Annotated in this window: 25 protein-coding genes; 7 read left to right on the top strand and 18 right to left on the bottom strand. The window is 70.1% G+C overall.

The window, feature by feature from the left end:
- Positions 1-93 precede the first annotated feature (93 nt).
- The 9 genes from ATK30_RS05750 to ATK30_RS05710 form a co-directional block, all read right to left on the bottom strand.
- Positions 94-420: a hypothetical protein gene (locus ATK30_RS05750; protein WP_101434648.1), complete on the bottom strand. Its 327-nt coding sequence runs from the start codon at positions 418-420 to the stop codon at positions 94-96.
- Positions 417-1220, bottom strand: coding sequence for an MbnB/TglH/ChrH family RiPP precursor modification enzyme (locus tag ATK30_RS05745; RefSeq protein WP_167441841.1), 804 nt, complete (start codon positions 1218-1220; stop codon positions 417-419). Before ATK30_RS05745 ends, ATK30_RS05750 begins: the two co-directional genes overlap by 4 nt.
- On the bottom strand, positions 1213-2046 hold the full coding sequence (locus tag ATK30_RS05740; protein ID WP_101434647.1) for a TIGR04222 domain-containing membrane protein: 834 nt from the start codon (positions 2044-2046) through the stop codon (positions 1213-1215). The genes ATK30_RS05745 and ATK30_RS05740 overlap by 8 nt, the downstream gene beginning before the upstream one ends.
- 39 nt (positions 2047-2085) lie before the next feature.
- The gene (locus ATK30_RS05735) at positions 2086-3036 is read right to left on the bottom strand and encodes a TIGR04222 domain-containing membrane protein (RefSeq protein WP_101434646.1); all 951 of its coding nucleotides are present in this window, start codon (positions 3034-3036) and stop codon (positions 2086-2088) included.
- A 98-nt stretch (positions 3037-3134) separates the two neighbouring features.
- Positions 3135-3473, bottom strand: a complete 339-nt coding sequence (locus ATK30_RS05730) for a DUF2207 domain-containing protein (protein WP_101434645.1) — start codon at positions 3471-3473, stop codon at positions 3135-3137.
- Between the two features lie 111 nt (positions 3474-3584).
- Positions 3585-4013 (bottom strand): peptide-methionine (R)-S-oxide reductase MsrB, encoded by a 429-nt coding sequence (gene msrB / locus ATK30_RS05725; protein ID WP_101434644.1) that lies wholly within the window; start codon positions 4011-4013, stop codon positions 3585-3587.
- A 19-nt stretch (positions 4014-4032) separates the two neighbouring features.
- Positions 4033-4338: a hypothetical protein gene (locus ATK30_RS05720; protein WP_101434643.1), complete on the bottom strand. Its 306-nt coding sequence runs from the start codon at positions 4336-4338 to the stop codon at positions 4033-4035.
- Between the two features lie 50 nt (positions 4339-4388).
- Entirely contained in the window at positions 4389-5981 is a 1593-nt protein-coding gene (locus ATK30_RS05715) for a serine/threonine-protein kinase (RefSeq protein ID WP_244194916.1), read from the bottom strand.
- Between the two features lie 165 nt (positions 5982-6146).
- Positions 6147-6821, bottom strand: a complete 675-nt coding sequence (locus tag ATK30_RS05710) for a TVP38/TMEM64 family protein (protein ID WP_101440651.1) — start codon at positions 6819-6821, stop codon at positions 6147-6149.
- Between the two features lie 37 nt (positions 6822-6858).
- Here ATK30_RS05710 and ATK30_RS05705 point away from each other — a divergent pair, with 37 nt between their 5' ends.
- The 3 genes from ATK30_RS05705 (at position 6859) to ATK30_RS05695 (ending at position 9861) form a co-directional block, all read left to right on the top strand.
- Positions 6859-7881, top strand: coding sequence for a DNA polymerase domain-containing protein (locus ATK30_RS05705; RefSeq protein ID WP_101434641.1), 1023 nt, complete (start codon positions 6859-6861; stop codon positions 7879-7881).
- Between the two features lie 175 nt (positions 7882-8056).
- A complete protein-coding gene (locus ATK30_RS05700; RefSeq protein ID WP_037713305.1) occupies positions 8057-8449 on the top strand; it encodes a DUF6221 family protein in 393 nt (130 codons plus the stop codon).
- A 407-nt stretch (positions 8450-8856) separates the two neighbouring features.
- Positions 8857-9861 carry an LLM class flavin-dependent oxidoreductase gene (locus ATK30_RS05695; RefSeq protein WP_101434640.1) on the top strand — a complete coding sequence of 335 codons (1005 nt, stop codon included), beginning with the start codon at positions 8857-8859 and terminating at the stop codon, positions 9859-9861.
- Here ATK30_RS05695 and ATK30_RS05690 read toward each other — a convergent pair.
- Positions 9858-10514: a maleylpyruvate isomerase N-terminal domain-containing protein gene (locus ATK30_RS05690; RefSeq protein ID WP_101434639.1), complete on the bottom strand. Its 657-nt coding sequence runs from the start codon at positions 10512-10514 to the stop codon at positions 9858-9860. The two genes, ATK30_RS05695 and ATK30_RS05690, sit on opposite strands and share 4 nt — an antisense overlap.
- 40 nt (positions 10515-10554) lie before the next feature.
- Positions 10555-12147, bottom strand: coding sequence for a PucR family transcriptional regulator (locus ATK30_RS05685; RefSeq protein ID WP_101434638.1), 1593 nt, complete (start codon positions 12145-12147; stop codon positions 10555-10557).
- Between the two features lie 117 nt (positions 12148-12264).
- Here ATK30_RS05685 and pruA point away from each other — a divergent pair, with 117 nt between their 5' ends.
- Positions 12265-13893: an L-glutamate gamma-semialdehyde dehydrogenase gene (pruA, locus tag ATK30_RS05680; protein ID WP_101434637.1), complete on the top strand. Its 1629-nt coding sequence runs from the start codon at positions 12265-12267 to the stop codon at positions 13891-13893.
- Between the two features lie 15 nt (positions 13894-13908).
- Positions 13909-14838, top strand: a complete 930-nt coding sequence (locus tag ATK30_RS05675; RefSeq protein WP_101434636.1) for a proline dehydrogenase family protein — start codon at positions 13909-13911, stop codon at positions 14836-14838.
- Positions 14839-14914: 76 nt separating this feature from the next.
- On the opposite strand, the gene trxA is transcribed toward ATK30_RS05675, so the two are convergent.
- Positions 14915-15286 carry a thioredoxin gene (trxA, locus tag ATK30_RS05670; RefSeq protein WP_101434635.1) on the bottom strand — a complete coding sequence of 124 codons (372 nt, stop codon included), beginning with the start codon at positions 15284-15286 and terminating at the stop codon, positions 14915-14917.
- A gap of 87 nt (positions 15287-15373) precedes the next feature.
- Between trxA and ATK30_RS05665 the strand changes: the two genes are divergently transcribed.
- Both ATK30_RS05665 and ATK30_RS05660 read left to right on the top strand, forming a co-directional pair.
- Positions 15374-15613 (top strand): DUF2630 family protein, encoded by a 240-nt coding sequence (locus ATK30_RS05665; protein WP_101434634.1) that lies wholly within the window; start codon positions 15374-15376, stop codon positions 15611-15613.
- Positions 15614-15687: 74 nt separating this feature from the next.
- Entirely contained in the window at positions 15688-16275 is a 588-nt protein-coding gene (locus ATK30_RS05660) for a TetR/AcrR family transcriptional regulator (RefSeq protein WP_101434633.1), read from the top strand.
- Positions 16276-16658: 383 nt separating this feature from the next.
- On the opposite strand, the gene ATK30_RS05655 is transcribed toward ATK30_RS05660, so the two are convergent.
- The 6 genes from ATK30_RS05655 to ATK30_RS05630 all read right to left on the bottom strand — a co-directional run bounded on the left by ATK30_RS05655 (position 16659) and on the right by ATK30_RS05630 (position 21142).
- The gene (locus tag ATK30_RS05655) at positions 16659-18158 is read right to left on the bottom strand and encodes an alpha/beta hydrolase (protein WP_167442124.1); all 1500 of its coding nucleotides are present in this window, start codon (positions 18156-18158) and stop codon (positions 16659-16661) included.
- A gap of 192 nt (positions 18159-18350) precedes the next feature.
- Positions 18351-19424 carry an ATP-dependent DNA ligase gene (locus ATK30_RS05650; protein WP_101434632.1) on the bottom strand — a complete coding sequence of 358 codons (1074 nt, stop codon included), beginning with the start codon at positions 19422-19424 and terminating at the stop codon, positions 18351-18353.
- A gap of 26 nt (positions 19425-19450) precedes the next feature.
- A complete protein-coding gene (locus ATK30_RS05645; RefSeq protein WP_101434631.1) occupies positions 19451-20050 on the bottom strand; it encodes an Asp23/Gls24 family envelope stress response protein in 600 nt (199 codons plus the stop codon).
- On the bottom strand, positions 20050-20583 hold the full coding sequence (locus tag ATK30_RS05640; RefSeq protein WP_101440649.1) for a DUF6286 domain-containing protein: 534 nt from the start codon (positions 20581-20583) through the stop codon (positions 20050-20052). Before ATK30_RS05640 ends, ATK30_RS05645 begins: the two co-directional genes overlap by 1 nt.
- Positions 20583-20969, bottom strand: coding sequence for an Asp23/Gls24 family envelope stress response protein (locus ATK30_RS05635; RefSeq protein WP_101434630.1), 387 nt, complete (start codon positions 20967-20969; stop codon positions 20583-20585). The genes ATK30_RS05640 and ATK30_RS05635 overlap by 1 nt, the downstream gene beginning before the upstream one ends.
- The gene (locus ATK30_RS05630) at positions 20966-21142 is read right to left on the bottom strand and encodes a hypothetical protein (protein WP_009075692.1); all 177 of its coding nucleotides are present in this window, start codon (positions 21140-21142) and stop codon (positions 20966-20968) included. Before ATK30_RS05630 ends, ATK30_RS05635 begins: the two co-directional genes overlap by 4 nt.
- Between the last annotated feature and the right edge of the window lie 11 nt (positions 21143-21153).

Raw genomic sequence — 21153 nt, 5'->3', positions numbered from 1 at the left:
AGTTCCTGCGCGCCCCGGTCCGTATGTGATAACACCGCCGTAACCGGACATGTCGTCAGCGTAGCCAGCACCACCGACAAAAACCGGACGGGCTCAGCGCCGGAACCACCTGCGGCGAGGTTGGGGCAGGTCACCGCGGGCGACGAGCCACTCCGCGAACGCGTCGGCATACTCGCGTGCCCGGATCGAAGTCGTCTTCGGACGCTCCGCCGCATACGCGTCGAACAGCGGCCGGTACCGCGAGCCCAGCGTCTCAGGCAGGTCTGGCCGCAGGTACGCCACCAGCCGCCGCCGTTTCGAGAGCAGCACGTCCGCCTCGATGCGCAACCGCGAGGCATCGAACCCGGACGGTGCCTCGGCCCCGGCCAACAGGCTGTCCAGCAACGCAGCCTGCCGAGCCGCCAGTTCTTCCCGGCTCACAGCGTCACCGCGGTCCGCAGCGCGACCAGTTCGGCAGCGAGTTCGGAATCGGTGGGGTAGTCGTCGTCGCGCTCCAGGAGAACGCCGGGCGGATCCGTGCGCCGGCGTAGTTCGGCGAGCAACTCCAGCACCTCCGGCAGCACCGGGTGCGCGTGCGTGTCGTGGTAAACGCCGTCGCGCTCCACCCCGCCCGCCATGTGCACGTACGCGAGCCGTTCCCACGGAATCCCGTCTAGGAACGCCACTGGATCGGTGCCTACGTTGCGCGCGTTCGCGTACAGATTCGCGACGTCGACGATCAGCAGGCAGCCGGTCCGTTCGGTCAGCTCGGTGAGGAATTGTTCCTCGGTCAGCTCGCTTTCCGGCCACTCCAGCAGCGCCGCGATGTTCTCCAGCGCCAACGGGACGTCCACAATGGACTGTGCCAGCCGGACGTTGTCCACCAGCACGTCCAGCGCCTCGCGCGTGCGCGGCAGCGGCATCAGATGCCCGGAGTCGAGCCCGCCCGCGCGGACGAAGCACACGTGGTCGCTGGCCAGCGGCGCGTCGAGGGCCCTCGCCAGTTCGGCCAGGTGCTCCACCCTCGCGGTGTCCAGCGGCTCGGCCCCGCCCAGCGACAGCGACACCGCGTGCGGCAGCACTGGCATCCCGCGATCCTTCAGTGCCAGCAGGCTTTCCGGCAGATGCGGTGCGTGCAGGTTCTCCGCGACTACCTCGACCCAGTCGACGCCCGGCAGGCGCGCGATCGACAGGTCCAGTTCCGGCCGCCAGCCGATGCCGATTCCCAGCCGGTCAGCCACCGCACCCGCCTCCGCCTCCGCATCCACCGCCGCCACCGCCGCAGGACGATCCGCCGCCGGACGACGTTCCCGCGCCGCTCTTCAACGCCAAGCTTGTCGCATGGTCCGGGTACTGTGCGAACCCGCCCAGCGCGACCAGCGACGCAGCACCGACCAGCAGCGCACCGGCCTGCGCCCGTTGTGCCACGGGGTCCGTCCGCACCGCGGCGACCATCGCGCGCCCGGCCTTGGTCAGCTGGACCTTCGGCCGCTTTCGGCTGGCCACCGTCAGTACCGCGAGAATCGCAGTGACCACCAGCAGCACGTTCAACCCAGCGGTCGGCCGGTGCAGCGCAGAGCCGTTCGCGGAGCGCACCAACCCGATCACGAACAGCGCGGCGTACACCAAAAACACTCCCATCGCGAAGCGAGCGGAGGCGACCGTGACCAGGCCGCGCTGGCGCAGTTCGTTCCCGATGCCGCGTACCGGCGCGGAGACCGCTTCCGCCGCGCGCAGCCTGGCGGTCGTCTGGGGCCGGTTCCGCACTGCGGTGTAGACCGCCTGCTCAACCGGTCCTGTCGGCGATCCGGAGACCGCGGTGAGCTGACCCCGGGTGTCGACCCGCAGCAGCCCGCGCTCCAGCAACGCCGCGATCGCCGTGTCAACCGTGCGGTGGTGGCCGCCAGCGAGGTAGGCGAGCTGGTAGACGTCGAGCGGCTGGTGCACGTCCGCGGGCGCTCTCGGTCCGATGCGCGGCCAGACCAGCTGCACGGCCAGCGTCAAGGCCAGCGCGGATCCGTAGATCGCCAGGAACTGCGGGCCGGAGATTCCCCACGGTTCATGCACGACGTCTCCCTCCTCAGTCCGGGTAACTAACGCCCCCGGTTATCCGCCGCAGCCGCCCCCGCCGCCGCAACTGCTGCCTCCGCCGCACGAAGACCCGCTGCTGCACGAGGAACCACCGCCGCACGACGACCCGCCGCTCGAACCGCCGCCCCCGGCCCAGGTGCTCCCGCCGCCGCTGAGCAGCGCCGTGCTCATCTCCTCGTCCGGGTACAGCGCGATCCCGCCGAGCGCGACCGCCGCCGCGGCCCCGACGAGCAACGCTCCACCGCCGTACCGGTTCGTGGCGGCGAACTCCTCAGGGCGTTCCTCAGCAGCTTTCGCGTCTTCGCGGGCCCGCGCCACAATCGCGCGGCCCGCGTCGGTCGGATGGGAAGTCTTCGAGCCCTTTCGGGCTGTGTAAGCGATCAATGTCAGGATCCCGGCCACGAAGAGCAGGCCGACCAGCCCGCCGATCGGCCGGCCCAGCTGTGCTCCGTTGACCGCGCGGACGATGCCGATCAGCAGCAGCGCCGCGTACGCGACCACAATGCCGACGCGGAAGCCGTCCAGTCCGTCGCCAGCAGCGAGCAGCCCACGCCGTTCGAGGTCCTCGCGGATCTTGTCTGCTTCCGGCCGGACCGACGGCGACTTGCGCACCATGGCGACAGTCGACGTGCCGCCCTGCGCCGCGTCGTGCACTGCTCGCTCCAGCCCCTTGCGAGCCGGTCGCTTGCCGATCGCGCTCAGCTTGCCCTTGCTGCTCACCCGCAGCAGTTCCTGTTCCAGCAGCGTCGCGATCGCGGTGTCGATCGCGCGGTCCGCACCGCCGGCCAGGTAGGCGAGCTGGTAGACGTCCGGCTGCACCGGCGGCGGCTCGACGGTGGCGGGCGCGTTTCGCTGCCGGGACCGCGCGATGGCAGGCCAGCTCAGCTGCACGAGCAGCACGACGGCCAGCGCCAGACCGTAGATCAGCAGGAATTGCGGGCCCGAAATGCCCCACGGTTCGTCCACGGCTTCCCCCTCTTCTCAGCGTTAGCGGAACCCTAACCGGCCGGTCGACGGCGGCTGTCGGCAGAACTGACGCAGCTGATGTCCGGTTCGTTCCCGGTTCAGCTGTTCCCGCCGCCGCAGCCGGACCCGACGCCCGTCCCGGTCAGCTCGGCGGCTTCCCGTGTCAGCGCGTCCGACGGTTGGGTCGGCGTGCGGTACAGCCGTCCCACGGAGTCCGCGCGCAACTGCTCTCGTTCCAGCATCGAGGCGACCGTCGTTTCGGCGACGCGGATCGGGCCGTTCGTCAGCAGCGCGACCTGAGCCGCGGACGTCAGCCGGGTTTCCGGATGCCTGCCCTGGTGCAGCCGGGCGGCCGTCCGCCGTCCGAACCACCAGCAGGTCAGCGCCAGCACCAGGATCAGCGCGGCAGGCATCGCGCGTTCGATCGTCCACTCCATCACGGACCCCCTCCGGATGAAGAGTCCACGCTACCCGCCCGCCCAGGGTTGCCGCCGGACGAAAAACCGCCCTCCCCGGGACGGGAAGGGCGGTTTCCGGGGACCCGGGCGTCAGTCGCCCGATTCCGGGACGAGCTTCAGGGAAATCGAGTTGATGCAGTACCGCTGGTCCGTCGGGGTCGGGTAGCCCTCGCCCTCGAACACGTGCCCGAGGTGGCTGTGGCACGAGGCGCACAGCACCTCGATGCGCCGCATGCCCATGGTGCGGTCCTCGCGCAGCAGCACCGCGTCGGAGTCCGCGGGGTCGTAGAACGACGGCCAGCCGCAGTGGCTTTCGAACTTCGTGTCGCTGCGGAACAGCTCCGCGCCGCAAGCCCGGCACTCGTACACGCCGGTGGTCTTGGTGTCGGTGTACTCGCCGGTGAACGGCCGTTCGGTGCCGGCTTGCCGGAGCACCGCGTACTCCTCGGGGGCCAGCTGCTCCCGCCATTCCTGGTCGGACTTCACCACGCGCGGAGTGGTGCCGACGACGGGTTTCATACCTTTCACCCTTCCCACGTTACCTGGAGAGAAAAGCGACCGTGTGCAGCGCGATGTCCCAGGCCGTGACCAGCAGCCCGAGCACGATCAGCACCGCGACCAGCGCGGACACCCAGTAGCGGAGCCCGCCGGTGCGGCTGCTGGACTCGGCGAAGTCGGCGACCTGGTCCAAGCACGCCTCGACGGTGAAGGTGGGCCCGGTGCGCTCCATCCGGTCGAGATGGGCGGCGAACGCGCGGGCCTCCGGGTCGTACGGATCCAGCCCGACCAGATCCTCGTGGAACCGAGGATTCCAGCCCGGCGGCAGAGCTCCGTTCTCGGCCATGCCTCAACGGTAGGCTATTCGGCCTGCCGTACCCACCTCTGCGGCGAGTGTCACTGGGCGGGAGTACCGCCCCCGAGGCGCGGATCGGAATTGATCATCAGCGTGCCGTCGGGTCCGGCGATGACCTGCACGACCTTCTGCATCGATGCGCCGCCCTCCGGGGTGAGGGTGATCTGGACGTCGGCGGAACCGTCCGGATTGTTCTGGCGCTTGTAAACGCTGGCGTTCTTGTAACCGCTCAGCTTGTTCTGGTCCCAGTACGAGGCGAAAGCGGCCTGATCGCCGAAGGCCGCCTGCGCCGACGGTGTCAGCATCGCCCATGCAGAGGGCGACCCGGCGTTCTGGTAGAAGTTCACGGCCAGCTGGCCCGCAGGCCCCCACTCGACGTTGCCACTGGACTTGACCGGCGGCGCGGAGGAACTCGGCGTGCTCGACGGAGTCGCAGGAGCGGAAGAGGCCGGTGCCGGAGGTTGCGCGTTCGACGAAGCCCCGCCCTTGTCCCGGCTGCTGCTCAGCACCAGGAACACCACCAACGCCACCGCGACGACCGCCACGGCCCCGCCGGCGAGGAACGCCATCTTCTTCTTCCGCGCCGCGGCAGCCGAAACCCGCTCGCCCGACCCGGCGCCGGAGTAGTTCGGCGCGGCAGCGGTAGGCGTCGGCCGCACCGCGGGCTGCGGACGCGGCGGAGTGTTCGGCTGGGGTGCGGGACGCGAAGGCGCGCCCATCGGCATGAACGCCGCGGTCGGCGTGCGCGGCGGGTTCGACGGTGTCTTCGGCGCAGCCGCGGCAGCGGCTGCCGGAGCCGCTGTGCGCGCCCACGGCGGACGGGACCCGTTGCTCCCCGGACTGCGATTGCCCGACAGCAGTTGCAGTGGCGGAGCCGGTTCCCCGGTCGCCAGCGCGGCCAGCCGCTCCCGTGCCTCGGCCATGCTCGGCCGCTCGGACGCTTCGCTGCGCAGCAGGCTCATCAGCAACGCGGTCGCCGGCCCGGCCTGCGTCGGCGGGTTGACCTGGCCGTTCGCCGCCGCGTACAGCAGGGCGAGCTGGTTCGTGGTGTTGCCGTACGGGGTCTGCCCCTCGATCGCCTGGTAGAGCGTCGCGCCGAGGGCGAAGACGTCCGAGCTGGGCACCGGGTCGGCGCCGCGGGCCAGCTCGGGCGCGAGGTAGGCCGGGGTGCCGCCGATGAGGCCGGTCTGGGTGAGCGTCATGTCGCCGGCCGCGCGGGAGATGCCGAAGTCGGTGATCTTCGCGGTGCCGGTTTCGTCGATGAGGATGTTGCCGGGCTTGACGTCCCGGTGCACGATCCCGGCGCGGTGCGCGGCGACGAGCGCCGCGGCGACCTGCTCGCCGATCCGCGCGACCTGGCCGACCGGCAGCGTGCCCTTTTCGGCCAGCACGGCGGACAGGCTCGGGCCGTTGAGGTACTCCATCACGAGGCACGGGTCGCCGCCGTGCTCGGCGACGTCGAACACGACGATCGCGTTGGGGTGCTGGAAGCGGGCGGCGTTCTTCGCCTCGCGCATGGCGCGCTGGCGCATGTTGTCGCGTTCGGCCTCGGAGACGCCCGGCTGCGGCAGGATCTGCTTGATCGCCACGGACCGCTCCAGGCGCACGTCCACGGCGCGCCACACCACGCCCATGGCACCGCTACCAATGTGCTCGACGAGGCGGTAGTGCCCCGCGATCAGCTGCCCGGTGTCGATGACGCCCGCTCCTGACGAAAGTCCCGTGATCGTGGTCATGCGCAGCGCGGATACCCCTCGCGCACCCGAACGAGTGTAGCGGTCGGAAGTACCTGCCCGCCGTCAGCCAGCCGGTGCCGACGGCACGGGAGCCTCCGGCTCGGCGGCGGGGACGCGCTTCCGCAGCACCCGCACCAATCCTGCCGCACCGAGCACCGCGAAGACCGCGTAGCAAGCCAGCAAAGCGGGCGGCGTGTCGCCGGTCAGCGCGTCCGCGAAAACGACCACCGCGATGGTGCCGGGGACGCTCCCGAGCGCCGTTCCGGCAAGGTACGGAAGGAGTTTCACGGACGAAACGCCGCACAGGTAGTTCATCGCCGAAAACGGGACGACCGGGATCAACCGCAGCGACGTGATCGCGAGCACGCCGCCGTCGGCGAGCCGGTCGTTGACGGCCCGCACTGGCGCGCGGTGCAGATGCCGCAGGATCAGATCCCGGCCGAGCAGCCGGGCCAGCCCGTACGCCAGGGCGGCGGCGATCGTGGTGGCCGCCAAGGCGATGAGCACTCCCGCGACGCTGCCGACGAGCAAACCGGCGGCCAGATTGAACACCGTGCGAGGGATAGGCGCAACGGTGAGCAACGAATAAGCCACGAGGAGTACCAGCGGAGTCATCGATCCGGTCGCCGCGGCCCAGGTGCGCAGCTGCGCCGGTCCCGGGATCGGCAGCCACAGCGCGGCGGCGCAGAGAAGGGCTAGCACGGCCAAGGCGACGATCAGCTTGGTTCTCCCGGACACGCCGCCACGGTACGGCACTCGCGGCTACGGTGACCGCATGGCCAAAAACGGCGATCCGGTCGAGTACCAGGTGGGGGAGCGCACCGTCCGGGTGTCGAGCCCGGACAAGGTCTATTTCCCCGAACGCGGCATCACGAAGCGGCAGGTGGTAGAGTACTACCTCGCTGTGGCCGACCCGTTGCTGCGCGCGATCGGCGAGCGGCCGACCACGCTGAAACGCTACGTCGACGGAGTCGCCGGAGAGTGGTTCTACGCCAAGCGCGTGCCCAAAGGCGCGCCGGACTGGCTCGAGACCGCGCGGATCACCTTCCCGTCCGGCCGCACCGCCGAGGAGGTATGCCCGACCGAACCCGCGGTCTTCGCCTGGGCGGCCAACCTCGGCACTTTCGACTTCCATCCGTGGCCGGTCCGCCGCTCCGACGTGGACCACCCGGACGAACTGCGGATCGACGTCGACCCGCCGGAACGCGCCGGATTCGCCGACGCGGTCGAGGTCGCCGGCGTCGTCCGCGAGGTGCTCGCCGACGCCGGGCTCACCGGCTACCCGAAGACCTCCGGCGGCCGCGGCGTGCACGTCCTCGTGCGGATCCGCCCGGAATGGGACTTCATCGCGGTCCGGCACGCGGTGATCGCGCTCGGCCGCGAGGTCGAACGGCGGATCCCGGACAAGGCGACGGTGTCGTGGTGGAAGGAGGAACGCGGCGGGCGCGTCTTCCTGGACTACAACCAGGCCGCGCGGGACCGGACGGTCGCCTCGTCGTGGTCGGTGCGCGGCACTCCGCGCGCGACCGTGTCGACGCCGCTGACCTGGGATCTGCTCGCCGACGTCGACCCCGACGACTTCGACGTGCTGACCGTCCCCGGTTTCCTCGCCGAGCACGGCGACCTGCACGCGCCGATGGACGAGAAGGCGTTCGGCCTGGAGACGCTGCTGGAGTGGTACGAGCGCGACGACCGCGACCTCGGCGGCGCGGAACTGCCGTACCCGCCCGACTATCCCAAGATGCCCGGCGAGCCGAAGCGGGTGCAGCCGAGCAAGGCCCGACCGGACCAGGCGTGACCGTTCGATCGCCGGGTGTGATCACTCTGGGTGATCAACATGGTACCGGGTTTTGTGTACGTTTCCGCAGTTCAAGCCGAGTTTTCCGCCGCCGATTACCATGGAGGGCACCGCTGGCTGGTAACGCGCCGGGGTCGAGGTGCGACTATTGCCGGGACCGGAGGAGGGAGACGTCGTGGACGACCTGATCGCGTTCCTCGCCGCGCGCGTCGGACAGCGGCAGGCGCTGATCATGCAAGCGGTGCAGAAGGGCAAAGCCGGAGAGCCGCTCACCCGCGGCGAGGCCAAGGTCGGGCTCGAGGAGCGCGTCCGTTCTCTCGGCGACCTCGAGCTCGACGTGGTCAACCAGATGATCAACGAGATCGAGGCGACCCGGCGGATCATGCTCGCGCACCGGACCACGGTGTCGGAGAAGGTGCCCGGGTTTCCGCTGTACGGCAGCGAGTATTGGTGCGAGACGTGTCATGTGCCCGCGGACGAGGCGGGGTCGAATTGGTGTTTGACGTTGCGGTTGCTGGCGTTGCCGTATGCGGATCATCCGGATTACAGCGAGCGGTGGAGGCCCTGATCGGCTCGTCGCCTGGCGGCGACATTGCGGTGGGTCTCGTGGGGGCACCCCGAAGCTGAGTGTGACTACGGCGCGGGGGTGCTTGTCAAGGCGGGAAAGATGCCTTGACAAGCACCCCCGCGCCGTGTTTTTGGCTTCGTATCGGGGTGCGGGGGTGGTGTGGGTGCCTGGTGAGTTGGGTGCGTTGGCTGCGGTTTGGTGAGTGGGGGCGCGGCTCGGGTGAGCGGTTGCGTGGGGTTCGCGGGCTGGGTTTTGGCGTTGGGTGCATCTGACGCGCCGAACGCCGCGTGGGGTGCGTCGCGGCGGCGGTGGCGGTCCGTGAAGGGCTCCTTGAGGGAATCTAAGTCCGTGAAGGGGCCCTTCACGGACAGCGGGGCGGGAATTCGGGCTGTGCGGTTGACGTTGCCGTGAGCGTGGACGTTCCGATTTCCGTGCTGGACAGGTCGCCCGTGCGGCGAGGGCGGGGGACCGCGCAGGCGATCCGGGACACCGTCGCGTTCGCGCGGGACATCGAAGCGCTCGGCTACCACCGGTTCTGGGTTTCCGAACACCATGGCGTGCCTGGCGTCGCCGGCTCCGCGCCTGCGGTGCTCGCGTCGGCCGTCGCGTCCGCGACATCCCGGATCCGGGTCGGGTCCGGGGGCGTGATGTTGCCCAATCATCGGCCGCTCGTGGTTGCCGAGCAGTTCGGGATTCTGGAGTCGCTGTTCCCCGGGCGGATCGATCTCGGGATCGGCCGCTCGGTCGGGTTCATCGAGCCGGTGCGGCGCGCGCTCGGGCAGGGCAAGGACGCGGCCGACGGCTTCGACGGCCAGGTTCGCGAGCTTCTCGCGTACTTCCGCGGCGAGCAGGACGGGGTGCACGCGATCCCGGCCGAAGGGTTGTCGCTGCCGGTGTTCTTGCTCGCGACCGGTGCGGGCGCGGATCTCGCTGCCAGGCTCGGATTGCCGCTGGTGATCGCTCCGGCGCATGGCCAGCGTGCGATGGCGGAGGCGATCGCGCGGTACCGCGAAACGTTCCGGTCCGATGTGGACGATCCCTATGTCGTCGTGTCGACAGCGGTCGCGGTGGCGGACACCGCGGAGGAGGCTCGGCGGCTGCTGGTTCCCGAGGCTTGGTCCACTGTGTACTCGCGCAGCCACGGCGTGTTCCCGCCGCTTTCGCCTGCGGACGAGATTTTGGCCCTGCCGATGACCGATCGGGAGCGCCGCCGTCTCGACGACACGTTGGCCGGGCAGATCAGCGGCACTCCGGACGAAGTCGGCGCACGCCTCGCGGACCTGGTCGCCGCGACGGGGGCGGACGAGTTGCTCATCAGCACCAGCACCTACGACCCGGCCGCGCGCGTCGAATCGTTCGCTAAGCTCGCTCGGCTGGCTGATTTGCCTGCGGCGGAACGGCTTTCGGTCTAGCCGAGGACGATCGGCAGCTTTTCTGCCAGAGACCCCAGCGCCGCCTTCTCCTCGTCGGTCGCGGCACGGCGGCCGGTCGCTACCAGGAGCGCGCTCTTGTCGTCCAATGCCGACGGCAGCGGTGAACCCAGTGCGGTCTCCACCGTCCGTCGGGTCGCTGCCAGGCAGTCTGCGTCCGGACCGTCCACTTCAGACAGATTCCGGACGAGGTCCAGGTGGTGCAACGTGGCTTCCACGACGTAGGTCTCGAAGCAGTCCGCGACCGTGAGCACGTAGTCGCGGGTTTCGACCTTCGACGCCGGGTCCGCGAGCGCGGCGGCGCGACCTGCTGCTTGGGCCAGGTCGTCGAAGTGGTGCGCCAGCCACGCGGTGGTGCCGTAGCTGACCGCCGCGCGGCGGGTGAAGAGGCTTTCCGGTTCCGTGCCGGTCGGCAGGTCGGTGCTGAGCTCCCAGTATTCGGCGGCAGTGTGCGTCGGCTCTGCTTCCGACGGGGTCGCGAGCGTGATCAGGATGTCCTGCGCGTCGATGACGAGGTGGAACACCAGGTCCTGCACCAGCCAGCCAGTGCAGCCGGACGGGGCGAGCCACTGCCCGCCTTCCAGCGACTTGACGGCGTGCTGAAGTGCGTTCCAGGAGCGGAAAAAGAGGTCCACGACGGCACCTTAGCGAGCACGAACCCTCGCGGCACCTGATTTATAGTCGCAGCAACAACTCGGTGAGCAGCCGTTGAGCCGGATCAGTCAGGTCGATGCCGGACACTTCCGAGGCCCGCCGCACCCGGTAGCGCACGGTGTTCGGGTGGATGTTGAGCGAGCGCGCGGCCGTGCGGACGTCACCGAAAGCGTTCAGGTACGCCAGTACTGCGGGCACCAGAATGTCGCCGTGATCGGCGTCGTGCGCGCGCAGTTCCGCGATCCGCGGATCGCGCAGTCGGGGCTGATCTCCCAAGTAGGCCAACACTTCCGACAACAGCACGTCAGCCCGGACATCAGCCAGCGACGCGACATCGGACGGCCAATGCCCGCGCGTCATCGCCATGAGCACCCGGTCCGCGTCGCCGCGCGACAACGCCGCGTCCGACAGGCTCGGCACAATGCCGCCGAGCGCCGCGCGGACCGGGGTGTCTAGATGTTTCTGTGCCGCACCAACGATTTCCTTCGCCAACGCGAGCACCGCGGCATCCGAGTGTTCCGGCAGATCCGGCAACAACGCATACACCCGGCCGCCGAGCACGCTCACGAGCGCGGTCCGCCGGTAAGCCGCCGTGTGCACGGCGATCAGGTGCACCAATTCGGCCCGGCGCAGCAACCGGTCCGAAGCCGCGGCCGACTGCTGTCGAGAGAGCGTGAACGCCAAAACCTGCGCTGGGCGCGCCGGATCCGCACCGATGTCGTCCGCGACGGACTCGGCGTCGACGCGTCCTTCCAGCAACCCGGCCAGCAGATCCTCGCGCAGCCGAAGTTGCGGATCGGGCAGGGTTCGTGCGCGGATCAGTTGCGGGGCAAGCGTTCTGCTCGCGCCGAGCAGCGCGACCTCGGCCTGCTCGGTCAGCGGCTGCGCGCCTTCCTGCACCCAGATCGTGCCGAGCGGTTGCGATCCGGCGTGAATCCCGGCGGCGATGCGACGGCGAATGCCCAGCTCCGGGCGTTCGTCCACGCGCACGATTCCTTCGCCGGCCCGCAATCGCTGATAGACGCCCCATTCGCGGAGAATGGCGAGGTACCGTTCCGGCCCTTCGCGGCCCAAGATCGACAACCGCCGCAGCTCGTCGACCTCGTCCCCGGCTCGTGAATACGCCAGCACGCGGCTCGCGGTGTCCTCGATGCTGACCAGGCCCCCGGTGAGTGTCGCGACCGTCTGGGCCAGCGCGAACAGGTCGCCGAGCACCTCGCCGGTTTCCGCCTCGCCACCTGCTCGGGCCGCGTCGACCACCCCGCGCGCCAGCGCCTCGACCTGCTCCCACCGCGCCTCCGCACCGACGGTGAGCAGCGCGACGCCAGCGTCCGCCGCGACGTCCGTGCCGCCTTCGCCCTTCACCGCCACCGCAGCCGCACCGGCGCGTCCGGCCGCCCGGATCGCCGCGGCCGCCGACCGGCCCCGCGCGCCGATCACCAGGACGAGGTCGCCGGGGTGCGGTTCGGGCGGGTCCTCGGGGTCGAGGATCACCACGTCCTGCACCGGAACGCCCAGTCCGCGCGGCGCGACGAGCACCCGCACGAGCGGTTCGCCGAGCGTGGCGAGCACGTGCCGCAGCGAGGCACCGGCGAACGGTTCGGCGGCTGTCATCGGGTAGGCCGATCGGACAAAACCATATGGTCGATTCTAGCCGCTTGAACAAACCCCTGAACGCCGCGCGGAGTTATCTTTCGGGCAACCGACGTGTAAGCCAACGAGGGAGCCGCCGTGGACGCCGTGACCCAGACCCCCGCCCCGAAGAACGAGCCGGTGCTGACGTACGCGCCGGGCAGCGCCGAGCGCGCCGAGCTGGAGGGTGCGCTGAAGAAACTGGGTCAGGCCGCTCCTGTCGACCTGACGGTCACCGTCGGCGGCGAGCAGCGCGCGGGCGGCGGCGAGAAGATCGACGTTGTCCAGCCGCACAACCACAGCCACGTCCTCGGCACCATCCAGAGCGCTTCGAAGCAGGACGCGACCGACGCGATCGCCGCCGCCGCGAAGGCCGCTCCGGAGTGGCGTGCGCTGTCCTATGACGACCGTGCGGCCATCCTGCTGCGTGCCGCAGACCTGCTGACCGGCCCGTGGCGCGCGACGCTGAACGCTGCCACCATGCTGGGCCAGTCGAAGACCGCGACGCAGGCCGAGATCGACTCCGCGTGCGAGCTCGCCGACTTCTGGCGCTTCAACGTCGCGTTCGGCCGCAGCATCCTCGACCAGCAGCCGGCCAGCTCGCCCGGCGTGTGGAACCGGATGGAGCACCGTTCGCTCGAGGGCTTCGTGTACGCGATCACGCCCTTCAACTTCACCGCCATCGCCGGCAACCTGCCCACCGCGCCCGCCCTGATGGGCAACACCGTGCTGTGGAAGCCGTCGCCGACGCAGAGCTTCGCCGCACACCTGACCATGCGGCTGCTCGAAGAGGCCGGCATGCCGCCGGGCGTGATCAACCTGCTGCCGGGCGACGGCAAGGCCGTCTCCGAAGTCGCGCTGACGCACCGCGACCTGGCGGGTATCCACTTCACCGGCTCCACCGCGACCTTCCAGCACCTGTGGGGCACTGTCGGCGCGAACATCGCCGGCTACCGCAGCTACCCGCGTCTCGTCGGCGAGACCGGCGGCAAGGACTTCGTGCTCGCGCACTCGTCGGCCGACATCGACGTGCTTCGCACCGCCCTTGTCCGCGGGGCTTTCGAGTACCAGGGCCAGAAGTGCTCCGCTGCTTCGCGTGCGTACGTGCCGCGCAGCGTGTGGGAGCAGCTGAAGGACGGCCTTGCGTCCGAGACCGCCGCGCTCAGCTACGGCGACGTCACCGACCTGTCGCACTTCGGTGGCGCAGTGATCGACCGTCGCGCCTTCGACAAGCACGCTGCCCTCTTCGAGCGCGTTAAGAACGACAGTGAGGTCGAGATCCTCGTCGGCGGCGAAGCGGACGACAGTGTCGGCTACTTCGTGCAGCCGACCGTCCTTGTGTCCACGAACCCGAAGCACGAGATCTTCAGCACCGAGTACTTCGGTCCGATTCTTTCGGTGTACGTGTACGAAGACGCTGACTTCGACTCCGTGCTGCAGCTGGTTGACGAGACCGCTTCGTACGCCCTGACCGGTGCCGTTATCGCGAACGACCGCGCGGCCGTCGCGAAGGCTTCGCAGGCGCTGCGGTTCGCCGCGGGCAACTTCTACGTCAACGACAAGCCGACCGGCGCGGTCGTCGGCCAGCAGCCGTTCGGCGGTGCGCGCGCCTCGGGCACGAACGACAAGGCCGGTTCGGTCTTCAACTTGCTCCGCTGGACGAGCCCGCGCTCGATCAAGGAGACGTTCGTGCCGCCGACCTCCGTGCGCTACCCGCACCAGGGCTGAGAAGGAGACACCGCCATGCTGCGTGCCCCGTTGCTCGCCGCTGCTCGTTCGCAGCGGATGCGTGCGCTGATCGAAGCGGTGCCGGTCACCCGGTCCGTGGTGCGCCGGTTCGTGTCGGGCTCGGCTACCGCCGACGCCGTGCGCGTCGCACGGGAACTGGCCGCCGACGGCCGGAAGATCACCATCGACCACCTCGGCGAAGACACCACTGACGCCGCACAGGCCACCGCCACCGTGCAGGCGTACGAGGAGTTGCTGACGGCGCTGTCCGAACAGGGCCTGGCCAAGGGCGCGGACGTCTCGGTGAAGCTGTCCGCGGTCGGGCAGTTCCTGCCGGGCGACGGCGAAGACGTCGCGCTCGAGAACGCGCGGAAGATCTGCGCGGCGGCCGAAGCGGTCGGCGCGACGGTGACGCTCGACATGGAGGACCACACCACCACGGACTCGACGCTCGGCATCCTCCGCGAGCTGCGCGCCGAGTACCCGTGGGTGGGCGCGGTGCTGCAGGCCTACCTGCACCGCACCGAGCAGGACTGCCGCGAGCTGTCCGGACCCGGATCGCGCTTGCGGCTGTGCAAGGGCGCTTACGCCGAGCCGGAATCGGTGGCGTTCCAGGACAAGTCCGAGGTGGACAAGTCCTACGTGCGCTGCCTGCGCGTGCTGATGGCCGGGCAGGGCTACCCGATGGTGGCCTCGCACGACCCGCGGATGATCGCGATCGCCGGCAAGCTCGCCGCCGACGCCGGCCGCACGGCCGACGACCACGAGTACCAGATGCTCTACGGCATCCGGCCCGAGGAACAGAAGCGGCTCGCCGGCGAAGGCAAGACGATGCGCGTGTACGTGCCCTGCGGAGACGAGTGGTACGGCTACTTCATGCGACGGCTGGCCGAGAGGCCGGCGAACCTCGCGTTCTTCCTGCGCGGGCTCGTCACCCGGTCCTGAACCACTGCGAAGGCCCGGCACCCTGGTGGGTGCCGGGCCTTCGTGTTCCCCGGGGTGTGCGCCTGTAGAAGCTCGTTCAGGCCTGCTCGGCTTCTTGCGCGGCGGCGGCCTTGCGCACCTCGTCCATGTCGACCTCGCGGGCCTGGCGGATGAGGTCCTCCAGCGCCGCTTCCGGAAGGGCACCCGGCTGGGAGTAGATGAGGGTCTTGTCGCGGATCACGGCGAGCGTCGGGATCGAGCGGATGTCGAACGCCGCGGCGAGCTGCTGTTCGGCTTCGGTGTCCACCTTGGTGAAGGTGATGTCGCTGTGCTTCTCCGAGGCCTTCTCGAACACCGGCGCGAACTGGCGGCACGGGCCGCACCAGCTCGCCCAGAAGTCGATCAGCACGAACTCGTTGTCGGTCACGGTCTGGTCGAAATTGTCCGCGGTCAGTTCCACTGTGCTCATGACTGGTCCAACGAACGAGTCAGGTGGGGAATTCCCCGGGCCACGGTAGCGTCCTGGTGGGTGTCCGACGCTTCTATGGAGGTTGACGTGGCTGACGGGATCTTGGGACGGATCGACGAGCTGATCGCGGAGGAGAAACAGCTGCGGGACCGGGCGATCGGGACCGGTCTGTCCTCGGACGACCGGGAGCGGTTGCGCCGGGCCGAGGAGGAGCTCGACCAGTGCTGGGACCTGCTGCGGCAGCGCCGGGCCCGGGTCGAGTTCGACGACGACCCGGACGAGGCTTCCGTCCGGCCGGTGAGCGAGGTCGAGGGCTACCGGCAGTAGCCTCCCGCACCCATCAAAAGCTAACTGTTAGCTTTTGGTAACCGGCCAGGTTTTGTGGCTGATAGCATCCGCGGATGACTGAGCCGTCCGGGCGGCGCGAGCGCAAGAAGGCTGCGACCCGCCGGAAGATCGCCGACACCGCGCTTCGGCTGTTCCTCGAACGCGGGTACGACGAGGTGGGAATCCGGGACATCGCGGCGGAGGCGGACGTCGCGGTGACCACGGTCTTTTCGCACTTCGCTTCGAAGGAAGCGTTGGTCTTCGAACAGGACTCGAATTTCGAGGAGAGCCTGCGGGGAGCGGTTGAGCGGCAGGCGTCGGCGGAGTCGCTGATCCCGGCGTTGCGGGAGGAAATCCAGGCGCTGGTGAGGCATTGCACCGCGGACAGCGTCGCGCCGGTCTGGCGCATGATCGACGGGTCGCCCGCGCTGCGGGAGTACGAGGAATCGATGCGGCTGCGGCACGCGGAGTCGCTCGCGTCGGCGATGGCGGCCGACCCCGGGCTCGGGCGGACTCCGACGGCGTGCCGGGCGATCGCGCGGTTCGTGGTCGACGCCTATTCGGTGGCTCGCGAGGCGGCTGATCCGGAGGCCGCGGTGGACGAGGTTTTCCGGATGATCGAGGCGGCTTGGACAGCTGCCCGCCCCGCTGTGTCGCGTTAGGACGGTCCGGTTCGGCTGCCGCTGTGCCGGCCGCGTTTCTCGGACGCGCGTGCGGCCCGGATTGCGAATGGCGGAATTCGGTGCGCTGCTGAGGTTTTCGGCACTCCTCGTGAGATTTCCGGTCTCAGATGAGGGAGTGGATCCCACTGGGTCGAGTGATGCGCTTTCGAACACGTGTTCGAGATACTGGGTGAGTGTTCGCAACGACTTCGGCGGGGCAGCCCCGGTCCCGCCACCTCAGACCTCAGCGGGGATTGCTCGGCCGGATCAGCCGATTGCTGGGCGGATGGCGGCGATTTCTCGGCGAGAGGGAACCGTTAGACCGATGCGCCGCGGAAACCGCAAGGCGCTTGCGGAACAGCGCTCGCTCGCCGGGTCGATCCCTAGGCCGGGCAGAGAGTGCCGTTGTCCGGGACCTTGCCGTCGATCAGGAAGGACTGTGCGGCGGCGGTGACGCACGGGGACTGGCCGACCGCGCCGTGCGCGACGCCCTGCCACGTGACAGTGACGGCGCTGGGCAGCTGGTCCGCCGCCCGGGTAGTGCCGACCTGCGGCGTCACCGGATCGGTGGCGGTAGCGGCCACCAGAATGGGCGGCGCACCTGGCGCACCGGCGGGAGGCAGCGGCTCGCGGCGGACGGGCCAAGCGCCGCACCACGCGAGTTCCTGAGCGACGGCCGCGCCGAACTGCGGGTACTTCGCGCGCATGCCCGCCGCCGTGCGGTCCAGCTGATCGGCGGGCAGCCGGGTGGTCGTGTCGTTGCAGCGGGTCGCGATCGTGCCGCCGATGCGCGACGTCCGGCCGCGGACGTCCGCGACGATCGGGTCGGCGAAGCCGGCCAGTGCGGTGACGTCGCCGTTCTTCGCGGCGTTCAGCGCGTCGGCGAGGGCAGGCCAGTTCGAACGGTCGGCGAGCCCTTGGTACACCGCGTAGGTCGCCACGCCCGGGCTCATCGTCACGCCGTCGTCAGTGTCCACAGGGGACGTCCGGAGTCGGTCGGTCACCGCCTTCAGCGCGACCTTCGCGTCGCCCATCGGGCAGTTGCGGGCGGCGCAGTCCGCGGAGAAGGCGTCGAACGTCGCCTGGGCGCCAGCGGCCACCGCGTCGAGCACGGCGGCCCGGTCGGCACCCGGGTCCGGGATGCCGTCCAGCACCATGCGGCCGACCTGCGCCGGGTAACGCACCGTGTACTCCGAAAGCACTTTCGAACCGTCACCGCGGCCGAGCGCGTTCAGCCGGTCCAGGCCCAGTTGCGTGCGCAGCTGGTCGAGGTCCCCGGCCGTGCGCCAGCTGTCCAGCGCGGTCTGCGCGGTGTCGAGGTCCAGCGCGCACTGCTGGCCGGCGCGGCGAGCCGCGTCGAGCACCTCGCCGAGGCCGCCCTCCGCCGGGTCCGCGCCCAGCAGGTCCGAGCGCACTTCCAGCGGCACGCACTGCACTCCGCCGGACAGCCCGGTGCCGCGCCGGTCCATGCCGATCAGCGAGAACTTCTTGAGGAATTCCGGCGGAAGGCGGGTCGCCAGGCGCGCGGCGAACAGCGAGCCGGGCTCGCCGCCGACGTCGTTGACCACCACGAGCGGGATCGGGCCGTCGCCCGCCTTGAGCACGAAGATGCGGGCGAGCAAATGCTGCGTGTCCTCGGGCGCGTCGAGCGGAGACGTCATGCGCGCACAGCTGACGTGCAGCGAATCGGGCAGCGCCGGAGCGGCCATCCGCTGCCGGGTGTCCGCGTCGCAGTTGGCCCACCGCAGGCTGGACTTCTTGGGCTCGGCCAGCGGCGGCAACGGCACCGCGGCACTGCTCGGGGGCGGCGCGGTGGTGTTGTGCCCGTCGTTGTCGATCACCGCGGGCCGCACGGAGGGCCCGCTGGTGCACCCGGCCAGCATGAGCGCTCCCAGCGTCGCCGCCACCAGCCGGGCGCGCGTACGGAAACGGCTGGGGGAACGGCGGTGCACGGGCTGGTCCTCACGTCTGCTCGGCGGAACTCTCGGACGAGCTTGGCACGCCTGGTGTGGGAAGCCAGTGAGCGGGTCGTGCGGCGTGTCCGGTCCACGCTGGTCCAGGCGGCCCGGGGCCGGTCAGCGGGTGCGCACGACCTCGCCCCGGAACACCGCCGACAGGTCGTACCGCGCCGGCTCGTCCAGCTGTGCGTAGCCGCACGACGACGGCTCCCGGTCCGGCCGCCAGCGCACGAACTGAGCGGTGTGCCGGAAGCGCGACGGATAGCCGCCCTCCGTGTGCTCGTACGAGACCTCCACCACGCGCTCCAGCCGCAGCGGCACCCACGGCTGTTCCTTAGACCGCCAGCGCGTGATACCGCCCGGGATCCGCTGCCCTTCGCGGACCGCGTCGCCCAGCCACGGGTGCCCTTCGCCGTCCGTGATCAACGGGGCGAGCTCCTGCGCCAGCTCGCGGCGGCGGGCGACCGGGAACGAACCGACCACGCCGACGTGGTGCAGCAGCCCGTTCTCGTCGTACAGGCCCAGCAGGAACGAGCCGACCGCCTCGCCCGGTGCGCCGTCCACGTGCCAGCGCAGGCCCGCCAGCACGCAGTCCGCGGTGCGGGAATGCTTGTACTTGAACAAAACCCGCTTGCCCGGCGAGTACGGCTCGTTCAGCGGCTTGCCGATGACACCGTCCAGCCCGGCGCCCTCGAACAGCTCGAACCAATGCCGAGCGGTGTCCGGATCGGTCGTCGCCGGCGTCAGCGCGATGCCTTGCAGAGCCTCGAGCCGTTCCCGGCGAGCCGCCGTCGGCTCGTCCACAAACGACTCGTCGCCCAGCGCGAGCACGTCGAAAGCCACGAACTGCGCGGGCGACTGCTCGGCGAGCAGCTGGACCCGGCTGTCCGCCGGGTGGATGCGCTCGGTCAGCGCGTCGAAATCGAGCTTGCCGTCGCGGGCCACCACCAGTTCGCCGTCGAGCACGACCCGCTCCGGCAACGATTCCCGCAGCGCGGCGAGCACTTCCGGGAAATACCGGTTCAGCGGCTTCTCCGCGCGCGACTGCAGGGTGATCTCGTCGCCGTCGCGGAAAACCAGGCAGCGGAACCCGTCCCACTTCGGCTCGAACAGCAGGCCGCCGGAATCGGGAATGGCTTTCGCCGGCTTCGCCAGCATGGGTTTGATCGGTGCCTGCAGAGGGAGGGCCATGCGGGCATTCTGGGCGAAACGCGGGATCAGCGCACGCGTGCCGGGCCGGTCGTGTCGAGTTCGAGCCGCACCGCGGCCGGCAGCGTCTCGACGCCGAGCGACTCCCTGGCGCGCGTCAGCACGTACGCGTCGAGGTCCTCCCACACGCGCCGGACTTCCGTGCCCTCGGCCAGCCAGAGCGTGATCCGCAACGCCGGTTCGGCCACCGTGCCCACCGACCGGACGCGAGCCCGGGTAACTCCCTCGACGCTCTCCGCGTCGGTTTGCACGGCCCCGGCCAACGCGCTGGCCGTGACGGTCAGCTCCGCGCCGATTGTCTCGTCGAGCTTCAGGTCGGGACGGCGTTCCGGGCGCAGCGAACGGAAAAACCACCACAGCCCGAACACGAGCAGGAGCACCCCGAGCACGATCGCACCGATCCGCGCGTACAGCGCGTGGTCGCGAAGCCAGCCGAGCGCGATCGGGTCGAGCACGGGTCGGTGCCCGCGGAACTGCCCGAGCCATCCCATGCCGACGACCAGTGCGCCCGCGCCAGCCAGCACTCCGAGCACGCCGACCAAGGAGGTCAGCGTGCGCTCGGCACTGTACGAACGGCCTTGCGCGCGACGCGCCGCGGAAGCGCTCATCACCGGTCCTTCGGAGAGTCGACGACCACGGACACCTTCGGACGACGCTGCAGCGGGAGGTCGTCCAGCACCCCCGCGACGGTTTCCAACAGCCGCGGCCGCAGCTGCTCCTCGGTTTCCAGCCGGCTTGTCGCGCGCACGCGCACCCGGCGGGAACTGGCCGTCACGGAAGCGCCGCGCACGTTGTCCTCCGCGCGCACCGCCAGCCCGATCAGCCGCGCGAGCGCGCGCGGCGAGGTGTTCACCGTGATGCCGTCAGCGGGATCGGTCATCCGCACCGCGCGGTCGCCCGCACCGAGCGCTAGCAGCAAGAGCACAAGCCCGGCGAGCAGGGCGACCCCGGCGGTGATCCGCACCGGCGTGCTGGTCCAGTCCAGTTCGGCGATCGCGGACTTCCACCGCGGCCACGGCACGAGCAGCGGTTCCTTGTCAGGCTGCCACCAAGCCCACCCGACTTCGAGCGCCAGCAGCGCGCCGCCGGCCGCGACTGCCAGCCCGAGCAGAGTGGACAGAAGACGGACGAGGATGCGCATCATCGCACCCTCGGCGGCACGTCCGGCAGCAGCGCGGTGACCGTCACCGCGACCGAACGCACGTGATAGGAGGTGATGCGTTCGACCTCCTCGACGACCTTCGCGCGCACCTGCCCGGTCACTTCCCGCACCGGTGCCGGATAGCGCAACGCGAGATCGAGGGACAGCTCGACATCGTTGTCCGAGCCGCCGACTTTCGCGGACGCGCCGGACATCCCGGTGCTGACTCCCGCGACGCGGCGCTCGGTGAGCATCGTGCCGGGAACCTGATCGGCGGCGTGCTGCGCGACCTTGCGCACCACGGCGTGCGCGATGGTCAGCGAACCGCGTTCGGCGGGCTCCGGAAGGTCGCTGCGGGACGGCCCTGCCTCGACCGCCCGGGTCACTTGTCTCGGCCCTTCCCGAACAGGTCGCCGAGGTCGAGTTCGCCGTCGAGGACCCGGCCGACCACGAGCCCGATGATGCCGACCGCGAAGGTCACCAGGAAGGCGGTGAACCCTTGCGTGGCGGCCAAGCCGAGAATCAGCCCGGCGAGGATCCCGGTCTGCGTAGCGTTCAACGTGCGCCCTC

Origin of the sequence: Amycolatopsis echigonensis (assembly GCF_002846615.1) — a bacterium.
In the GTDB taxonomy this organism is placed as follows: domain Bacteria; phylum Actinomycetota; class Actinomycetes; order Mycobacteriales; family Pseudonocardiaceae; genus Amycolatopsis; species Amycolatopsis echigonensis.
Note: the sequence above shows the minus strand (reverse complement) of the source record. Positions and strands in the feature narration are given on the sequence as shown.

What these genes read in the sequence shown, in the direction of transcription:
- ATK30_RS05730 (WP_101434645.1), bottom strand. Translation starts at nt 3,473, where the DNA reads ATGGAGTGGACGATCGAACGCGCGATGCCTGCCGCGCTGATCCTGGTG.
- msrB (WP_101434644.1), bottom strand. Translation starts at nt 4,013, where the DNA reads ATGAAACCCGTCGTCGGCACCACTCCGCGCGTGGTGAAGTCCGACCAG.
- ATK30_RS05720 (WP_101434643.1), bottom strand. Translation starts at nt 4,338, where the DNA reads ATGGCCGAGAACGGAGCTCTGCCGCCGGGCTGGAATCCTCGGTTCCAC.
- ATK30_RS05715 (WP_244194916.1), bottom strand. Translation starts at nt 5,981, where the DNA reads ATGGGCGTGGTGTGGCGCGCCGTGGACGTGCGCCTGGAGCGGTCCGTG.
- ATK30_RS05705 (WP_101434641.1), top strand. Translation starts at nt 6,859, where the DNA reads ATGGCCAAAAACGGCGATCCGGTCGAGTACCAGGTGGGGGAGCGCACC.
- ATK30_RS05685 (WP_101434638.1), bottom strand. Translation starts at nt 12,147, where the DNA reads ATGACAGCCGCCGAACCGTTCGCCGGTGCCTCGCTGCGGCACGTGCTC.
- ATK30_RS05675 (WP_101434636.1), top strand. Translation starts at nt 13,909, where the DNA reads ATGCTGCGTGCCCCGTTGCTCGCCGCTGCTCGTTCGCAGCGGATGCGT.
- trxA (WP_101434635.1), bottom strand. Translation starts at nt 15,286, where the DNA reads ATGAGCACAGTGGAACTGACCGCGGACAATTTCGACCAGACCGTGACC.
- ATK30_RS05660 (WP_101434633.1), top strand. Translation starts at nt 15,688, where the DNA reads ATGACTGAGCCGTCCGGGCGGCGCGAGCGCAAGAAGGCTGCGACCCGC.
- ATK30_RS05655 (WP_167442124.1), bottom strand. Translation starts at nt 18,158, where the DNA reads ATGCTGGCCGGGTGCACCAGCGGGCCCTCCGTGCGGCCCGCGGTGATC.
- ATK30_RS05650 (WP_101434632.1), bottom strand. Translation starts at nt 19,424, where the DNA reads ATGGCCCTCCCTCTGCAGGCACCGATCAAACCCATGCTGGCGAAGCCG.
- ATK30_RS05645 (WP_101434631.1), bottom strand. Translation starts at nt 20,050, where the DNA reads ATGAGCGCTTCCGCGGCGCGTCGCGCGCAAGGCCGTTCGTACAGTGCC.
- ATK30_RS05640 (WP_101440649.1), bottom strand. Translation starts at nt 20,583, where the DNA reads ATGCGCATCCTCGTCCGTCTTCTGTCCACTCTGCTCGGGCTGGCAGTC.